The sequence below is a fragment of the Streptomyces sp. DG2A-72 genome (assembly GCF_030499575.1).
Lineage (GTDB): Bacteria > Actinomycetota > Actinomycetes > Streptomycetales > Streptomycetaceae > Streptomyces.
This window is the reverse complement of sequence record NZ_JASTLC010000001.1, coordinates 8,908,216-8,925,302: the sequence shown is the minus strand read 5'-3', so window position 1 is coordinate 8,925,302 and position 17,087 is coordinate 8,908,216. Positions and strand designations below refer to the sequence as shown.

General features: G+C 70.1%; 13 protein-coding genes and 1 pseudogene. 9 read left to right on the top strand and 5 right to left on the bottom strand.

Annotated features, from left to right (window positions below; genetic code table 11):
• Positions 1–10 precede the first annotated feature (10 nt).
• From QQY66_RS42380 to QQY66_RS42355, 6 genes are all read left to right on the top strand, one after another.
• Positions 11–850, top strand: a complete 840-nt coding sequence (locus tag QQY66_RS42380) for a carbohydrate ABC transporter permease (RefSeq protein ID WP_301985730.1) — start codon at positions 11–13, stop codon at positions 848–850.
• Positions 847–3,756, top strand: a complete 2,910-nt coding sequence (locus QQY66_RS42375) for a glycoside hydrolase family 2 TIM barrel-domain containing protein (RefSeq protein ID WP_301985729.1) — start codon at positions 847–849, stop codon at positions 3,754–3,756. Before QQY66_RS42380 ends, QQY66_RS42375 begins: the two co-directional genes overlap by 4 nt.
• A 63-nt stretch (positions 3,757–3,819) precedes the next feature.
• The gene (locus QQY66_RS42370) at positions 3,820–5,661 is read left to right on the top strand and encodes a LamG-like jellyroll fold domain-containing protein (RefSeq protein ID WP_301985728.1); all 1,842 of its coding nucleotides are present in this window, start codon (positions 3,820–3,822) and stop codon (positions 5,659–5,661) included.
• Between the two features lie 22 nt (positions 5,662–5,683).
• Positions 5,684–7,351, top strand: a complete 1,668-nt coding sequence (locus tag QQY66_RS42365; protein ID WP_301985727.1) for a PHP domain-containing protein — start codon at positions 5,684–5,686, stop codon at positions 7,349–7,351.
• Complete coding sequence (locus QQY66_RS42360; protein ID WP_301985725.1) at positions 7,351–8,199, top strand: hypothetical protein; 849 nt, start codon at positions 7,351–7,353, stop codon at positions 8,197–8,199. Before QQY66_RS42365 ends, QQY66_RS42360 begins: the two co-directional genes overlap by 1 nt.
• Positions 8,200–8,224: 25 nt before the next feature.
• Positions 8,225–9,055 carry a PaaX family transcriptional regulator C-terminal domain-containing protein gene (locus QQY66_RS42355; protein WP_301985724.1) on the top strand — a complete coding sequence of 277 codons (831 nt, stop codon included), beginning with the start codon at positions 8,225–8,227 and terminating at the stop codon, positions 9,053–9,055.
• On the opposite strand, the gene QQY66_RS42350 is transcribed toward QQY66_RS42355, so the two are convergent.
• Genes QQY66_RS42350 through QQY66_RS42335 form a run of 4 tightly spaced genes read right to left on the bottom strand, consistent with a single transcriptional unit; the run spans position 9,046 to position 12,827 of the window.
• Complete coding sequence (locus QQY66_RS42350) at positions 9,046–9,501, bottom strand: MaoC family dehydratase (RefSeq protein ID WP_301985723.1); 456 nt, start codon at positions 9,499–9,501, stop codon at positions 9,046–9,048. The two genes, QQY66_RS42355 and QQY66_RS42350, sit on opposite strands and share 10 nt — an antisense overlap.
• An 8-nt stretch (positions 9,502–9,509) precedes the next feature.
• Positions 9,510–11,012 (bottom strand): o-succinylbenzoate--CoA ligase, encoded by a 1,503-nt coding sequence (menE, locus tag QQY66_RS42345; RefSeq protein WP_301985722.1) that lies wholly within the window; start codon positions 11,010–11,012, stop codon positions 9,510–9,512.
• 10 nt (positions 11,013–11,022) lie between these two features.
• Complete coding sequence (locus QQY66_RS42340; protein WP_301987679.1) at positions 11,023–11,898, bottom strand: amidohydrolase family protein; 876 nt, start codon at positions 11,896–11,898, stop codon at positions 11,023–11,025.
• Between the two features lie 11 nt (positions 11,899–11,909).
• Entirely contained in the window at positions 11,910–12,827 is a 918-nt protein-coding gene (locus QQY66_RS42335) for an SDR family NAD(P)-dependent oxidoreductase (RefSeq protein WP_301985721.1), read from the bottom strand.
• A 202-nt stretch (positions 12,828–13,029) separates the two neighbouring features.
• Between QQY66_RS42335 and QQY66_RS42330 the strand changes: the two genes are divergently transcribed.
• The 3 genes and pseudogenes from QQY66_RS42330 (at position 13,030) to QQY66_RS42320 (ending at position 14,998) form a co-directional block, all read left to right on the top strand.
• Positions 13,030–13,455, top strand: a complete 426-nt coding sequence (locus tag QQY66_RS42330) for a MarR family winged helix-turn-helix transcriptional regulator (RefSeq protein WP_301985720.1) — start codon at positions 13,030–13,032, stop codon at positions 13,453–13,455.
• Positions 13,456–13,559: 104 nt separating this feature from the next.
• Positions 13,560–14,234, top strand: a pseudogene (locus QQY66_RS42325) (hypothetical protein); the annotation flags it as partial.
• Entirely contained in the window at positions 14,231–14,998 is a 768-nt protein-coding gene (locus QQY66_RS42320) for an IclR family transcriptional regulator (protein ID WP_301985719.1), read from the top strand. The pseudogene QQY66_RS42325 and the gene QQY66_RS42320, both read left to right, overlap by 4 nt.
• Positions 14,999–15,093: 95 nt before the next feature.
• On the opposite strand, the gene QQY66_RS42315 is transcribed toward QQY66_RS42320, so the two are convergent.
• Positions 15,094–16,869 carry a sulfatase-like hydrolase/transferase gene (locus tag QQY66_RS42315; protein WP_301985718.1) on the bottom strand — a complete coding sequence of 592 codons (1,776 nt, stop codon included), beginning with the start codon at positions 16,867–16,869 and terminating at the stop codon, positions 15,094–15,096.
• Between the last annotated feature and the right edge of the window lie 218 nt (positions 16,870–17,087).

The following is a 17,087-nucleotide window of genomic DNA, read 5'->3' as shown; positions in this document are numbered from 1 at the left end:
AGGGCCCATCATGTCTTCCATCAAGGGGTCCCACCGCAGAGGGATCGCGCTGCACCTCCCGCTGATCATCGGCACGCTGCTCTCGGCCTTCCCGTTCTACTGGGCCGTGATCATGTCGACGCACAGCTCGTCGGAGATCTTCTCCTACCCGCCGAAGCTGCTGCCGGGCACGCACTTCCTGGAGAACGTCCGCAACCTCTTCGACGCCATCGACTTCTTCGGGTCGATGTGGAACTCGCTGCTGGTCGCCACGGCGGTGACCTTCCTGGTCCTGCTCTTCGACTCACTGGCCGCCTTCGTCTTCGCCAAGTTCGAGTTCCCCGGCAAGAACGTGCTGTTCGGGCTGCTCATGGTCATCTTCATGGTGCCGGCGCAGCTGTCGGTCATCCCGCAGTTCGTCCTCATGGCCAAGATCGGCTGGATCGGCTCGATGACCGCGCTGATCGTGCCGGCCGCGGCGAACGCCTTCGGCATCTTCTGGATGCGCCAGTACATGAAGACGGCCATCCACGACGAACTGCTCGACGCCTCCAAGCTCGACGGCGCGAACTTCCTGCGCCAGTACTGGCACGTGGCGCTGCCGGTGGTCCGCCCCGGCCTCGCCTTCCTCGGCATCTTCACCTTCATGGGCCAGTGGAACGACTTCGCCTGGCCCCTGATCGCCCTCACCAACCCGGACAACGTGACCCTTCAGGTCGCTCTCTCCCAGCTCAACGGCACCCACGGCACCACCGACTACGGCATCGTGATGACCGGCGCCCTCCTCGCCCTCATCCCGCTGCTCATCGTGTTCGCGATCGGTGCCAAGCAGATCATCGGCGACCTCGCCAAGGGAGCCGTCCGCGGATGAACCCCCTGCTGGCACTCCGCCCCTGGGAGGCACCCGAGGTGACCTCCTGGGGGCGGCTCCCCATGAACGCCGTCGACCGCCGCCCCGGGGCGCTGAACCTCGACGGCGAGTGGCGCTTCCAGTTGCTGCTGACGCCGGACGCGCCGGTGAGCGACGTCTGGTCCTCGTCGTACGTCCCCGGCGTCTGGACCCTCCAGGACACCGACGACCTCCCGCAGTACACCAACGTCCGCATGCCGTTCCCCGAGTTCCCGCCGTCGTCGCCGTCCGAGAATCCGACGGGTGTGTACGAGCGTGAGGTGGACGTCCCCGCCGAGTGGGCCGGGCGGCGGATCGTGCTCCAGGTCGGGGCGGCCGAGAGCGTGCTGCTGGTGCAGGTGGACGGGCGGCCGGTCGGGATCTCCAAGGACTCGCACCTGGCGGCCGAGTTCGATCTGACGGACGCCGTACGCCCGGGCTCGTCCGCGGCCGTACGGCTCACGGTCGTCAAATGGTCCGATGCCTCGCACATCGAGGACCAGGACCAGTGGTGGCACGGCGGGATCACCAGGTCGGTGCTGCTGTACGCGACGGATCCGCTGTATCTCGCCGACGTGACCGTACGGGCGCGCGCGGACGGCGAGCTACGCGTCGACTGCCAGGTACGGGGTGTGCTGCCGGACGGCTGGTACGTCACCGGCGACCTGGACGGCGAACCCCTGACGCAGGACGCCGAGTTCGACCGGCTCAACACCGAGGACGAGCGGGTCTCCGACTTCCTCGGCGAGGCACGGTTGTGCGCCACCGTCCCCGACGTCCGCACCTGGACCGCCGAGACGCCCGAGCTGTACGGCCTGACCGTCCGGCTGCACCGCGCCGACGGAACGGTCACCGACACCTCCTGCCAGCGCATCGGCTTCCGCGACGTCGAGATCGTCGGCCGGGACCTGCTGGTCAACGGCGAGCGGATCTACATCCGGGGCGTGAACCGGCATGACTTCCATCCGCTGACGGGCAGGACGGTGTCGTACGACGACATGCGCGCCGACCTCGTCCTGCTCAAGCGCTTCGGCTTCAACGCGATCCGCACCGCGCACTACCCGAACGACCCGGCGCTGTACGGCCTCGCGGACGAGCTGGGTTTCTACGTCGTCGACGAGGCGGACATCGAGGCGCACGACCACGCCCATGAGATCGCCGACGACCCGCGCTATCTGAACGCCTTCGTGGACCGGGTGTCGCGGATGGTGCTGCGGGACAAGAACCATCCGTCGGTGATCATCTGGTCGCTGGGCAACGAGTCCGACTACGGCGCCAACCATGACGCGGCGGCGGGCTGGATACGGCGGCACGATCCGACGCGGCCGATCCAGTACGAGGGGGCGGCCAAGCTCGACTGGGCGGCGACGGACGACGCCTCCGACATCGCCTGCCCGATGTACGCGCCGATCGAGGACTGTGTCGCGCACGCGCTCTCCGGGGAGCAGACGCGACCGCTGATCCAGTGCGAGTACTCGCACGCCATGGGCAACAGCAATGGCACGCTCGCCGACCACTGGGCCGCCATCGAGTCAACGCCGGGTCTTCAGGGCGGCTTCATCTGGGAGTTCTGGGACCACGGCATTCTCCAGCGAGTGACTGACGGCAGACCCGCCGGGCGCTCCGGCGCCGGGCTGTACGACAACGGTGTCGCCGCGCCCGGACATCGCTGGGCGTACGGCGGCGACTTCGGCGAGCGGATCCACGACGGCGCGTTCATCGCCGACGGGATCGTCTTCCCCGACCGCACGCCCAAGCCCGTGATGTACGAGCACCGCGAGATCGCGGCGCCGGTGCGGCTGACGTGCTTCAAGCACGAGGGCCTGGTGGTCCAGAACCACCAGTGCTTCCGCGGGCTGGACTGGCTGTCCGCCCAGTGGGAGCTGACCCTCTCCGACGGCCGTACGCTGACCGCTCCCGCCGAGCTGCCCGACCTGGTTCCCGGCGAGACGGCGGCCGTGCCGCTCCCCTTCGAGCTGCCGGACGACGGCGGCGAGGCCTGGGTGACGCTGCGCGTGACCACGAAGGACGACGAGCCGTGGGGGCCGCGCGGCACCGAGGTGTGCGCACCCCAGCTGCGGCTGCGGGCGGCCCCCGCGCCGCGGAACGCGACCGTCCAGGGCCCGCCCGTCGAGGTCGACGGGGAAGGGCTCCTCGTCCATCCCCTCCTCACCGCCGCCCCCACGCTGTCGCTGTGGCGGGCGCCCACCGACAACGACGAGCTGGGCGGCATCGCGCTGCGCTGGCGGACCTGGGGGCTCGACGCGCTCGTCCGCAAGGTCGTCAACGTGAGGCGGGACGGCGAGAAGGTGACCGTGCACGCCGAGTACGCCGGGACGATCGGCGTCGTGCGCCATGTGCAGGTGTTCACCCCCGTCGAGGGCGGCGTCCGGGTCGAGGAGTCGGCCGAGCTGCCCGAGGACTTCGAGGACGTGGCCCGGGTGGGCACGGTGTTCGAGACGGTGCCGGGGCTGGACCTGCTGGAGTGGTTCGGGCAGGGGCCCTGGGAGTCGTACCCGGACCGGAGTGCGGGCACGCCCGTCGGCCATCACTCGGTGCCCGTGGACGAGTTGTTCACCCCCTATCTGCGCCCGCAGGAGAGCGGCGGCCGGCACGGCGTACGGCACTTCACGCTGTCGGCACCGGACGCCACCGGTCTCGCGGTACGGCTGGACGAGCCCCGGCAGGTCTCGGTGACCCGGTACCGCGCCGAGGACCTGACCGCCGCCGCCCACCATGACGAGCTGGTCCCGCGACCGGGGTGCGTGGTGCACATCGACGCGGCGCACCGAGGGCTGGGCACCGCGTCGTGCGGCCCGGACACCTCTGCCTCCTATCTGATCCCGCCGGGTGTCCACCGCTGGAACTGGACCCTGCGCGCACTCTGAACCCGCCTTCACTCCCTTCACCGCTTCACACCTTCACGCCCTTGTGCCTTCACTGGAGTCGATGTGTGCACCACCCATGAGCCCGGCCAGGAGTCTGCCTGCGCCCACGCAGGCAGGCGCAACTTCCTCAGAGCCACCGCGCTGATCGGCGCCGCGGCCACCGCCGTCACCCTCCCGACCGTCGCCGCTGAAGCAGCGGCGGTCGGCCGTGGCCGGCGCCCCGACACCGAGAACCGCCGCTTCACGCTCGCCGTGATGCCCGACACGCAGTACCTCTTCGACGGACCGAGCATCAACCCGGCACCGATCCAGGCCTCGCTGCGCTATCTGCTGGAGCACGGGCGCGAGGACAACCTCGTCTTCCTGTCCCACCTGGGCGACCTGACCGAGAACGGCGCGAAGGCCGAATGCGACGCGATCGGCGAGGCGTTCGAGCTGCTGGACCGGCGCGGGGTCGGCTACAGCGTGCTGGCGGGCAACCACGACGTCCGTTCGTCCACCACCGACCAGCGCGGCGCGACGCCGTACCTGGACACGTTCGGCCCGCACCGCTTCAGGGGAAAGCCGACCTTCGGCGGTGCCTCTGCCGACGGCTACAACACCTTCCACGTCTTCAAGGCGGCCGGGCGCGAGTGGCTCGTCCTCGCCCTGGACTGGCGGCTGTCGGACAAGGGTTACGCATGGGCGAAGGACGTCATCGCCCAGCACCCGAGCACGCCCGTCATCCTCACCACGCATGAGCTGGTCGTCGGCGACGACTCCCTCTCCTCGTACGGACAGCAGCTGTGGGACAAGCTGGTCAAGGACCACGACCAGATCTTCCTCACCCTCAACGGCCACTACTGGCCGGCCGCCCGCGCGGTCCGCAAGAACGCGGCCGGGAACGACGTACATCTACACCTGACGAACTATCAGAACCGGTACTTCGGCGGCGCGGCGATGATCCGCCTCTACCACTTCGACCTCGACCGGAACACGATCGACGTCGAGACGCTGTCGCCGTGGATCCTGGGCCGGGCCGCGAAGGGGCTCAACGAGCTGGAGCGGCAGGAGATGGAGCTGTCCGGAGACGCGGACCGGTTCTCCGTCGACATCGACTTCGAGGAGCGGTTCGCCGGGTTCGCGCCCCTACCCGCGCGGCCGTCCCGGCCCGCCGACCGGATGCTGGTGCGGGGCACGGTCGCGTACTGGCGGTTCGACGGGCACGAGGAGGGAGCCGCGGTCGAGGGGACGGTGCGTGACCTGTCGGGGCGCGGCAACGACCTCACCGTGGTCAAGGTCGGAGACGCTTCGCTGACCTGGTCCACCGCCCATCACCCCGACCAGCCGGGGCACGGCAGCCTGTACTTCCGGGGCGGCAAGCCGCCGCTCAAGGGCGCCTACCTGCGTACGGTCGACGGCGCGCCCCTCAACTCGGCCACCTTCAAGTCCGGTTACACCATCGAGGCGTTCTACTGGCTGCCCGCCGACTGGACCTCCTCCCGCAACGCCTGGGCCGGACTGGTCAGCCGCACCGGCACCGGCGGGGCGGCAGGCAAGACCGAGGATGATCCGGACGAGCCGCTCGCCACGCTGTCCCTCTCCGACGGACCCGGTCCGCAGTGGGCCGTGCGCCCGCTCAACCAGCAGGGCATCGCCACCAACTGGGGCGACGAGACGGCCCGCGAGCAGTGGTGGCACCTCGCCGTCGTCAACGACGGCAGGCACACCACGCTGTACGTCCAGGGCTGCCCGGTCGCCCGCAACCCGCACGCCCCCGCGATCGGCCTCACCTCGGTGGGCCTGCCGTGGCTGCTCGGCGGCTACGAGTACGGCGGGAAGATCGACCAGATCCTGTACGGGCGCCTCGGCGACGTACGGATCGTCGAACGCGCCCTGCCCGTCACGTCGTTCATGAACCACTGAACCCTTCGGAAGGCATCCCTCCGTGAACGACCAGCAGCTGCCCGCCTGGGCCGACCCATCCATATCCCTTGCGGAACTCGATCCGCAGGGCCTGTCCAGACGCGGACTCCTGCGCCGCGCGGGCCTGTTCGGCGCCGCCTTCGCCCTCGGTTCGGCGGCCGTGCCCGCGGCGGCGTCCTCGCGGCCCTTCGGCGGTGACGACCCGCGCCTCGCCTACCTCGTCGGCGACCACCACATCCACACCGTCTACAGCCACGACGCCAAGTACACGTTCTCCCAACTGGCCGCCGCGGGCGCGAAGTACGGCCTCGACTGGATGGTGTTCACCGAGCACTCCAACTTCGGGCACGCCCAGCACGGCGCCCCGCTGGAGCACAAGGAGATCCTCGAGGCGCGGGCCGAGAACCCGCGTCAGCTGATCTTCCAGGGCCTGGAGTGGTACATCCCGGCCGCCGAGCACTGCACGGTCTTCGCCGCGCCCGGCCTGCACGAGGTCGACCTGCTCACCAAGTTCGAGAGCGCCTACGACGGCAAGCTGCTCGGCTACACCGACGGAGCCCCCGGCAACGCCAACACCGCGCGCAACGAGGACCACGCCGTCAAGGCCATCCGGTGGCTGGCCAAGCAGCGGCGCACGGGCTACGTCGACGACGTCCTGGTCCTCGCCAATCACCCCATGCGGCTCGGCATCGACTCTCCGCACGAGATGCGCAACTGGCGGGACGCCGCGCCCGAGATCATGATCGGCATGGAGGGGGCGCCCGGCGCCCAGGGCGCGGCCATACCCGGCTGGCGCGGGACGACCTCCATCCGCGGCGAGTACGAGAACAAGCCCTCCGCCGACTCCTTCGCCGGTTACCCGGCGGACGGCTACCTCACGTACGGCGGCTTCGACTGGGCGACCGCGACCGTCGGCGGTCTGTGGGACTCGATGCTGGCAGAAGGCAGCCTGTTCTCGATCACCACGAACTCCGACGCCCACCGGATCGTCTTCGACACCTGGAAGAACGGCGACTGGCTGCCGGGCCAGAACTTCGACAACACCGGCCGGCTGCCCGACCCGGTGAACACCGACACCCCGCAGCCCGGCAGCGACTTCTGGCCCGGACAGTTCTCCCGCACTCACGTGGGCGTCACCCGCTACGGCTACCGCTCGGTGATGGCGGGCCTGCGCGCGGGCCGGGTCTGGCTGGACCACGGGCATCTGCTGGACGGGCTCGAGGTGCGGCTGAGGCGCGACTGCGACCACGGCCGGGGCGTCACGCTGGGCGGCAGGCTGCGTGTCCGCAAGGGCGAGCGGCTCACCCTGACCGTCACGGTCACCAGCGCCTCCCGCCCCAACCCCCAGGGAATCCTGCCCGAGTTGGCACACGTGGACGTCATCAGGGGCGCGGTGCGCGGCCCGGCGGCCGACCGTGACACCTGGCGGGCGCCCGCCACCAAGGTCGTCACCACCAAGGACGTCAGCGGCCGCAAGGGGACGTACACCCTGCGCATCCCGCTCGTCGCCGGCGACGAGTCCTTCTACGTCCGGCTGCGCGGCAGCGACGGCAACCGGCACGGCGCCGGATACCTGGGCGCCTCCGTCGATCCGCACGGGCCGCTTCCCCACGAGCCCGGCAACGGTGACCCGTGGGCCGATACATGGTTCTATTCCAACCCGATATTCGTCGACGTGAAGGGTGCCTGATGAAGCGTCAACTCGTCTGCCTGGCCGCGTTATTCGGAGCGTTCGCAGTGGGCGCGGGCACCGCGTCCGCCGCCGGTGACCCGCGCTGGGAGGAGACCGGCACGGCGTACACCGACACCCTCGGCGGCGGGCAGGGCCTCGCGAGCCGGGCCGACGGGTCGCTGCTGTACCGGGGGCTTGCGGACATCCCGCTGGACCTGCGCGTCAAGGGCTGGAACCACGTGGGCGACCCGGACATCGCGAACGGCTACACGTTCGACGCCTATCAGGGCCCGGACACGGCCACGGCCAAGATGTTCGCGGTGACGACCCCGGCCGGGAAGCGCTACGAGTACGTCCACCAGCTCAACGCGGGCGAGAAGCTCAACAACTCCTTCGCGACCGTCTCGCCCGACGGGCAGTGGCTGGTGTCGGGCGAGTGGGGCGACCAGAACCGGCTCCAGGTCTTCCCCGCTCCCGTGCTCAACCCGTCCACCCCGCAGACGGGCGGTGACCTGAAGGAGGCCGGGCAGATCACGCTCGACAAGCCGGTGCGTGACATCCAGGGCTGCGACTTCGTCACCGAGACCCGGCTGGTGTGCGCCTCGAACGACGCCACCGGGTCCCTCTTCCCTCAGATCCGCCCGCTCCTCCAGGTCGACCTGCCCCGAAAGCTCGACGGGAAGCCGGTCACCGGGGCGGTCAAGAGCCTGTCCGCGCTGCCGCAGCGCAGCGTGTGCACCGGCACCTTCGAGACGGAGGGCGTCGACCACGACGTGAACAGCGGCACCCTGCGCGCCCAGGTGATCCAGCCCGGCATCTGCGCACTGTCGACGACCGTGTACTCGTACCAGCAGGTCACGGACTGATCCGGCACGCGTTACCGTGGGCCGCGTGACCACCGAAGAGTCGCTGCGGCCCCAGTCCCTGATGCTGACGTTCCTGGGCGATCAGGTGCTCGGGCGTGATGTCTGCGTGTACTCGGGCAGCGTCATCGACGTCTTCCGCCGGGTCGGCGTCGGCGAGCAGGCGACGCGCTCGACGCTGACCCGGATGGTGCACCGTGGCCTGCTGCGCCGCCAGCGCGAGGGCCGCCGGATGTACTTCGGGCTGACCGGGCATTCGGCGGCCGTCCTGCGCGACGGCGAGCGGCGCATCTGGGAGACCGGCGCGGTCAACCGGCAGTGGGACGGCACCTGGACCCTGCTCGGCTTCTCCCTGCCCGAGTCCTGGCAGCGGCAGCGGCACGACCTGCGCTCGAAGCTCACCTGGAGCGGCTTCGGGCCGCTGTTCAACGGGCTGTGGATCACGCCCGGCCATGTCGACGTGGGTGAGCTGGTCGCCGAGCTGGGGCTGTCCGCGCATGTGAAGGTCTTCCGCGCCCACGCCGACGCCGGCATGGACATCGGCGCGATGATCGAGGAGACCTGGGAGCTGTCCGAACTGGCGGTGCGCTACGAGGAGTTCGTCCGCCGCTGGCAGCCGTGGGAGACGGACCTGCCGGGCCTCGACGAGGCTCTAGGGCTGCGGCTGGTGCTGCAGGCCGAGTGGCTGCGGATCATCCGCCGTGACCCCCGGCTGCCGGTCAAGCATCTGCCGGACGACTGGCCGGCCGAGCAGGCCGAGAAGACGTTCCGTCGGGTGCACGAGCGGTTCACCCCGCCGGCGCTGGACGCTTCGGAACGCCTTCTCGACCTCGTGCCAGTACGCCCCGATCAGGCGTAGAAGCGGGACAGGCTCTGCAGCACGGCGGCAGGCTTCGCGCCGCCCTCGATCTCCATCGTGCCGTCGACGGTGATCTGCACGCCGCCCGGCACGTCCTCGACGTCCGCCAGCTTCCCGAGCAGCCGGATCTTCGAGCCGACCTTCACCGGCGAAGGGAAACGCACCTTGTTCAGGCCGTAGTTGACCTTGGTGGTGACGCCCTGGACGTCCAGCAGCTCGGTGAAGAGCGGGATGAAGAGGGAGAGGGTGAGGTAGCCGTGCGCGATCGGGGCGCCGAAGGGGCCCTCGGCGGCCTTCTCCGGGTCGACGTGGATCCACTGGTGGTCGCCCGTGGCGTCGGCGAACGTGTTGATGCGCTCCTGGGTGATCTCGATCCACTCGCTGGTGCCGAGGTCGCTGCCCGCGAGCTTCTTCAGTTCGTCGAGGCCGTTGACGGTGATGCTCATGAGGTTCCTTACTGGTTGCCGTATCGACTGCGGACACGGGACTTGAGGAGCTTTCCGGAGGCGGTGCGCGGGAGTTCGTTCGCGAGGACCACCGATTTCGGGATCTTGTACTTGGCGAGGCGGCCGGACAGGGACGCGAGGATCTCGTCGGGATCCACCGAGGCGTCCTCACGCGGCACGATCACCGCGCGCGGCACCTCGCCCCACTTGTCGTCGGGCACACCGATGACCGCGCACTCGACGATGTCGGGGTGGGCGAGGAGCAGGTCCTCGATCTCGGCCGGGTAGATGTTCTCCCCGCCGGAGATGATCATGTCCTTGATCCGGTCGACGATGAAGACATAGCCGTCCTCGTCGATCCGGGCCGCGTCCCCGCTGCGGAACCACCCGTCCGCGAAGGAGCCGGCCGTCTCCTCGGGCAGCCCCCAGTAGCCGGGCATGACATGCGGTCCCCGGACCACGATCTCGCCGGTCTCACCGACGTCGACCGGCGCGAGGTCCGGCCGTACCACCCGTACGTCGCTGAAGAAATGCGGCACGCCCGCCGAGCCCGCCTTGGTCACCGCGTGCTCGGCGTCCAGGAACAGCGTCCCGGGCGAGGCCTCCGTCATGCCGTAGCCCTGGAGGAAGGTCAGCCCGCGCTCCTGGTAGGCGGCGATCAGCGGTGTCGACACCGGAGAGCCACCGCAGGTGAGGATCCGCAGGCTGGACAGGTCGGCGTCCGGCCAGCGCGGATGCCGGGCCACCTGCTCGAACATTGTCGGCACCCCGAACATGAAGGTGATCCGGTGCCGTTCGATCAGGTCGAAGGTCGCCTCCGGAGCGAAGGCCTCGACCAGGACACAGGTGCCGCCCTTGAGCAGCACCGGCAGGGTGAGCATGTTCAGGCCCGCCGTGTGGAACAACGGGGCTGACACAAGCGCTCGTTCGTCGGCGATCAGGTCGGTGTCGACGAGGACGTTGATCGCGTTCCAGGTCAGATTGGAGTGCGTGAGCATCGCGCCCTTGGGGCGGCCGGTGGTGCCCGAGGTGTACATGATGATGCAGGTGTCGTCGGCGCCGACCGGTTCGTCGATGGGTTCGTACGACGCGCAGGCCAGCGCCTCCTCGTATTCGGCGCCGGCTTCGACGTACGTACGGACGTCGGTACTGCCCGGCAGTCCCGCGACCAGGCCCTGGAACGCGGGGCCGTAGACGAGGGCCTTGGCTCCGGAGTCGGCGAGCTGGTAGGCGATCTCGGGTCCGGCGAGGCGGGTGTTGAGCGGCACGAAGACCGCGCCGAGGGTGCCCGTCGCGAACAGGGTCTCCAGGTAGGAGGGGTGGTTGGGGCCGAGGTAGGCGATCCGGTCGCCGCGCCTCACGCCGCGGGCGCGCAGGGCATGGGCGAGGCGGGTGGTGCGGTCGTACAGCTCTGCGTAGGTGAACGTCGTCTCGCCGTGGATCAGGGCGGTGCGGTGCGGGGTCTTCCGGGCCCGGCGTGCGGGCCATGACCCCAGTCCCTCGTTGCGCATCTACGACCCCTTATGGCTTGGTCAGCCCGAGCAGGCGGGCGGCGTTCTCCTTGAGGATCTTCGGCTTGACCTCGTCCTTGATCGTCAGCTTCTCGAAGTCGGCGAGCCAGCGGTCGGGGGTGAGGACGGGGAAGTCGGAGCCGAAGAGGACCTTGTCCTTGAGCAGTGTGTTGGCGTACTGCACGAGCTGCGGCGGGAAGTACTTCGGCGACCAGCCGGACAAGTCGATGTGCACGCCGGGCTTGTGCGTGGCGACGGCGAGGGCCTCGTCCTGCCAGGGGAAGGACGGGTGCGCCAGGATGATCTTGAGGTGCGGGAAGTCGGCCGCCACGTCGTCCACGTGGAGCGGGTTCGAGTACTTGAGGCGGATGCCGCCCCCGCCGGGCACGCCCGCGCCGATGCCCGTCTGGCCCGTGTGGAAGAGCGCGATGGTGCCGGTCTCCTCGATCACCTCGTACAGGTCGTACGCCACCGAGCGGTCGTTGGGGAAGAAGCCCTGGATGCTGGGGTGGAACTTGAAGCCCTTCACCCCGTACTCCTCGACCAGGCGGCGGGCCTGCTTCACGCCCGCCCTGCCGCGGAAGGGGTCGATGGAGGCGAAGGGGATGAGGACGTCCGCGTTGGCGGCGGCGGCCTCGGCGACCTCCTCGTTCGGGACGGGCGCGGTGCCGGTCGCGGACTCGGCGTCGACCGTGAAGATCACGGCGGCCATCTTCCGCTCGCGGTAGTAGGCGGCCGTCTCCTGAAGGGTCGGCTTCCGCTTGCCCTCGACCTTGAAGTAGGCGGAGGAGGCGTCGTGCAGGTCGTCGTCCAGGGAGGAGTGCCCCTTGGAGGAGACCTCCGCGTGGGTGTGGACGTCGATGGCGACGAGTTCGTCGATGTTCATGGGGGGTGCCATCACGCCTCCGGCAGCTTGGGCGCGGGGATGCCCACCGACTGCGGTTCGGCACCCACCGAGGTCGGGAAGGCGGCGGCCAGCGTGTCCGGGGTCCAGCCGCCGTCGGCGTACGCCGCCTTGATCTCCTGCGGATGCGACCAGAGTGCCACCTTGTCGCCACCGATGCCGATGGCCTGCCCGGTGATGCCACGGGCCGCCTCGGAGGCGAGGAAGGGGACGAGGGCCGCGCAGTCCTCGGGGGTGCCGAAGCCCTCGCCCTTGCGGAGGACGTCGGGAAGCGGCTCGCCGTTCTTCATGGCCTCGATGTACGGGGCGAAGGCGGGGATGGTCTCGGTCATGGCGGTCGCGGCGACCGGCACGATCGCGTTGACGGTGATGTTCGCGCGGCCCAGCTCCATCGACCACGTCCGGGCCATGGCGGCGATGCCCGCCTTCGCGGCGGCGTAGTTCGTCTGCCCGAAGTTGCCGCGCTGCCCGGCCGGGGAGCCGACCAGGATCAGGCTGCCGCCCTCGCCCTGCTCGCGCATCCGGACGGCGGCGGCGCGGGCGCAGGTGAAGGTGCCCTTGAGGTGGGTGGTGATCACCGCGTCGAAGTCGTCGTCGGTCATCTTCCACAGGACCTTGTCGCGCAGGATGCCCGCGTTGGTGACCAGGATGTCGAGCCGCCCGAACTCCTCGACGGCGCGGTTCACCAGCCGCTCGGCGGCCTCGGTCGTACCGACCGGGACCACCTCGGCGACGGCGGTGCCGCCGGCCGCGGTGATGGACTTCACGGCCTGCTCGGCCACGGCCTCGTCGATGTCGTTGACGACCACGGAGGCGCCGTGGGCGGCGAGGGCGTGCGCATAGGCGAGGCCGAGGCCCCGGCCGCTGCCGGTGACGACGGCGACCTTGCCGGTGAGATCGATGCTGGGCACGAGCGAGTCCCTTCAAGCGGTGGCACATGGGATGCGGCTTCCGAGATCGAAGCTAAGAGCAATAATTGTTGACGTCAATAGTTGTTGATGACCTCCGTGTGCGACATGCTGAAATCTCCAGGACACATCGATCGAGCACAGGGAGCCCGCCATCACACGCCAGCACGCCACCCCGAAGCCCATCGACGCGAACGAGCCATGGATGCGCGGGCTGCATGCGGACACGGGCTACCTGCTGTACCGGCTGGGCCTGCGCTCGGGCCAGCTCTTCAACTCCTTCCTCCAGGAGTCGGGGCTGCGCCTGCGCCACTACGCGGTACTGCGTTTCCTCGCCACCGCCGAGGGTGCCCTGCAGCGCGAGCTGAGCGCCCGGCTCGGCTACGACCCGAGCGCGATCGTCGGCCTGATCGACGACCTGGAGAAGCTCGGCTTCGCCGAGCGCCGCCCCGCACCGGACGACCGCCGCAGCCGGATCGTGGTCCTCACCGAGGAAGGCCGCGCCTTCCTGCGCGGCACCGACGAAGCCGGGCTGCGGGTGACCAACGATCTGCTGGGCCCGCTGGACGCGGCCGAGCGGGAGACGCTGCAGGCGCTGCTGCTGCGGATCGTGGAGGACGGGCCCAACTGATGTTGTGCAAATGATTGACGGCCGCACGAGAGATGCCTAGCTTCACGGGCAGCCCGAGACCCGTCCCCAGGAAGCTCACCGTGCAGCCTCTTCGGCGACCTGTTCTTCCCGCGGCCCGGCAGACCGCCGAGGGCCGCGCCCGGATCGCCCTCGCCGCCGCCCTGCACAACATCCCCGGGTACAACGATCCTACGCAGACCGAACCGGCGCCCACCGACTGGGACGCCCAGCAGGCCAACCACTGGAACACGGGCGTCGACTGCACCACGATGCTGTACCGCTCCCCGCTGTTCAAGGAGGTGACGGAGTTGTACCGAAAGGCGGGCCTGTCCCTGCGCGCCGACCTCACGGCACTCAACCGGGCGCCCCGTGTCTCCGCCGATCTCGCTGCCGTCCGGTGGATGCGGGACACCAGCGTCTTCAAGGGCCGGCTCACCGACCCGCAGCTCAACATCCACACGACCGGCGACACGCTGATTCCGGTGCGGGCCGAGAGCGCCTACCGCCGTGCCGCGACCGCCGGGGGTTCGGGCCCGCTGCTGAGCCAGGCCCATGTCGACGGGCCCGGCCACTGCACCTTCACCCCGGGCGAAATGATCGGCGCCCTGGACACCTTGGAGCACCGCTTGGACACCGGCCGCTGGGACACGTCGCCGAGCAGCCTCAATGCCCGGGCCGACCTGGCGGACCCGACGAACGAGCCACGGTATGTGACATACCACCCCACCGCCTACCCCCGCCCCGACGACCTCGCGCACCCCGCCGCCACCCGCCCATGACCACCCGATCCGCCCCCGACCGGCTGCTGTCCGTGCTCTCGGCGTTCGATCACGAGCACCCCGCGCTGTCTCTGACGGACATCAGCCGCCGGGCCGGGCTGAGCCTGACCACCGCGCACCGGCTCGTGGGCGCCCTCACCGAGTGGGGCGCCCTGGAGCGGGACGAGTCGGGGGTCTACCACATCGGGCTGCGGCTGTGGGAGGTCGCCGCGCTCGCCCCGCGCGGGCTGGCGCTGCGGCAGGTCGCCCTGCCGTATCTGGAGGACCTGTACGAAGCCACCCACGAGAACGTGCAGTTGGCGGTGCGGGACGGCTCCGAGGTGGTCTACATCGAGTGGCTCTCCGGGCGCTCCGCGGTCGGCGTGCACATCCGCGTCGGCGCGCGCTGGCCGCTGCATGCCACCGGCGTCGGTCTCGTGCTGCTGGCGCACAGTGATCCCGAGGCCCAGGAGGAGTACTGCTCGGGGCCGCTCGCCTCCTTCACGCCGTACACGGTCACCGATGCGGCGCAGTTGCGCCGGGTGCTGGCCGAGGTGCGGCGTACCGGTGTGGCGGTGAGCAGCCGTCAAGTGACCGAGGACGCGCTGTCAGTGGCCGCTCCGGTGCGCGGCCCGGGCGGGGCGGTGGTCGCCGCCGTGTCGATCGTCGTGCCCCAAGTCGACGCGCAGGTACCGGCGTTGATACCGGCGGTGCGGCTCGCTGCGCGCGGGATCTCGCGGGCGCTTGGCTGGCAACCGGTCGCTCCGCGGGATACGCCGCGTTAGGCCGTCGGTTGTCTGCGGGTTCGTTGTGGCTGGTCGCGCAGTTCCCCGCGCCCCTAAAGGGGCGCGCCAACACGGCCGACTCCGCCGAACCGGCGTCAGTTCAGTTTCGTGCTCGCCGTGTACGTCACCTCGTCGTCCGCGTGCTCTGCCGTGGCCCGGCAGATGAGCGTCGTGGCCGTCGAGACCTGTGTGGGGGTGACCTTCCAGCGGGCCGTGAGGTGTTCGCCCCTGTCCAGGCGGGCGGTGGAGAGCGCGTCCAGGGCGTGTATCCGCCAGCCGCTCGGCGTTTGCAGGGCCAGCCGGGCGGCGGTCCAGGGGCGGGCGGAGCCGTTGGCGAAGGTGGCGGTGACCGTGAACTCCGGGCCCTGGCCGGTGACTTGGAGCCGGACACCGAAGGGCTTGCGCCGGTACACCGGGGCCCATGACTCACGCATCAGCTTCACCAGCTCGTCCGCCTGGGCGGGCCGCGCGGCGGCGAGGTCGTGCAGTTCGCCGGGGTCCTTGGCGAGGTCGTACAGCTCTACGTCCCACTGGTCGTCGGGCGCCCGCCGGTTCTGTCCGGGCGCGAACCGCACGGCCTTGAGGTCGCCGCGCCGCAGCGCCTCCGCGAGACGGCGGCCCCGGCCGAGGTCGAAGGCGTCGGAACGCGGGGTGATGTTGGCGTGGTTGCGGTAGAAGTACAGGCTGTCGTGGCGGGCGGCGTCCTTGGAACCGCGCAGCAGCGGTGCGAGGGAGAGGCCGTCGACATCGGTCGGAGCGGGGGCGCCCGCGAGGTCGGCGAGGGTGGGCAGCAGGTCGGTGAGCGGGGTGGGGCGGTCGGTGGTGCCGGACCGTACGTGCTGCGGGGACCAGGCGATGAGCGGGACGCGGATGCCGCCCTCGTACAGGTTCCGCTTGATGCCGCGCAACGGGCCGTTGCCGTTGAAGAGTTCGGGGTCGGTGCCGCCCTCCTCGTGCGGGCCGTTGTCGCTGGTGACCAGGACGATGGTGCGGTCCGCGATGCCGAGTTCGGTGAGCCGGTCGGTGACACTGCCGACCAGGGTGTCGAAGGAGGTGACCTGGGCGGCGTGCCGCTTGTTGGGGCCGGTCCAGGGCCGGTCGGCGTACTCGCCGTCGTCCGGGTCCTGGCTGGGGGCGTGTGGCACGGTCGGGGCGAGATACAGCAGGAACGGCTCGCTCTGGTGGGCGTTGATGAAGCTGAGCGCGCGGTCCTGGATCAGGTGGGGGGCGTACACCTCGCGGGCGCCGCCCTTGTTCTCGGGGATCTCCTGCCGGGTGCCGTTGTGCCACAGGTACTCGGGGAAGTAGTCGTGGGCGTGACCGTGGCCGATGTAGCCGTAGAACTCCTCGAAGCCACGGGAGTTGGGGTGGCTCGGCTGGTCCGGGAGCTCGGGTCCGAAGCCCCACTTGCCGATGATGCCGGTGCGGTAGCCGAGCGCCCGCAGCGCCTCGGCGAAGGTGAAGTCCCGGTCGGTCAGGGCGCCTTGGCCGCCCGGCCCCCACGGGTTCTCCCGCACGGTGGAGTGTCCGCTGTGCAGCCCGGTGAGCAGCGAGCAGCGCGAGGGCGCGCACACCGGGGCGGGGGCATAGGCCTCGGTGAAGCGCAGGCCCTCGGCGGCGAGGGCGTCCAGACGCGGAGTGTGGATCAGTTTCTGGCCGTAGGAGCCGAGTTCGCCGTAGCCGAGGTCGTCGGCGAGGATCACCACGAAGTTGAGTCGGCCCGACGCCGGGCCCTGCGCGGCGGGCATGGCCGCGGCGGGCTTGTTGAGCTGCGCGGGCTGCGCCTCGTCACCGGCCTCGCACGCCGTGGCCGCCGCGAGCGCGACGGGCGCGGCGGCGGCCCCGGTGAGAAATCGGCGGCGGCTCGGCATACGGGTCTCCTGTGTGACGGCGGGTGCGGACAGCAGAACCGATGGTGATCGCCACCATCGGTCCAAAACCATGCACACGCTGTGAACGCTCCGTTTCGATCATTGAGAGGCAAAAGTGCGCGGCGGAGGTTCCCCCTCCACGGCATCAGAACGATCACAAACGGAAGAGACGATATCCCTCTCACCGGTGAGGCCCCGTCCGCTTCGCCGTCGCGATA

Excerpts from the sequence above, each read along its gene's own strand:
- QQY66_RS42380 (WP_301985730.1), top strand. The coding sequence starts at position 11 with ATGTCTTCCATCAAGGGGTCCCACCGCAGAGGGATCGCGCTGCACCTC.
- QQY66_RS42375 (WP_301985729.1), top strand. The coding sequence starts at position 847 with ATGAACCCCCTGCTGGCACTCCGCCCCTGGGAGGCACCCGAGGTGACC.
- QQY66_RS42360 (WP_301985725.1), top strand. The coding sequence starts at position 7,351 with ATGAAGCGTCAACTCGTCTGCCTGGCCGCGTTATTCGGAGCGTTCGCA.
- QQY66_RS42350 (WP_301985723.1), bottom strand. The coding sequence starts at position 9,501 with ATGAGCATCACCGTCAACGGCCTCGACGAACTGAAGAAGCTCGCGGGC.
- menE (WP_301985722.1), bottom strand. The coding sequence starts at position 11,012 with ATGCGCAACGAGGGACTGGGGTCATGGCCCGCACGCCGGGCCCGGAAG.
- QQY66_RS42340 (WP_301987679.1), bottom strand. The coding sequence starts at position 11,898 with ATGAACATCGACGAACTCGTCGCCATCGACGTCCACACCCACGCGGAG.
- QQY66_RS42330 (WP_301985720.1), top strand. The coding sequence starts at position 13,030 with ATGCGCGGGCTGCATGCGGACACGGGCTACCTGCTGTACCGGCTGGGC.
- QQY66_RS42320 (WP_301985719.1), top strand. The coding sequence starts at position 14,231 with ATGACCACCCGATCCGCCCCCGACCGGCTGCTGTCCGTGCTCTCGGCG.
- QQY66_RS42315 (WP_301985718.1), bottom strand. The coding sequence starts at position 16,869 with ATGCCGAGCCGCCGCCGATTTCTCACCGGGGCCGCCGCCGCGCCCGTC.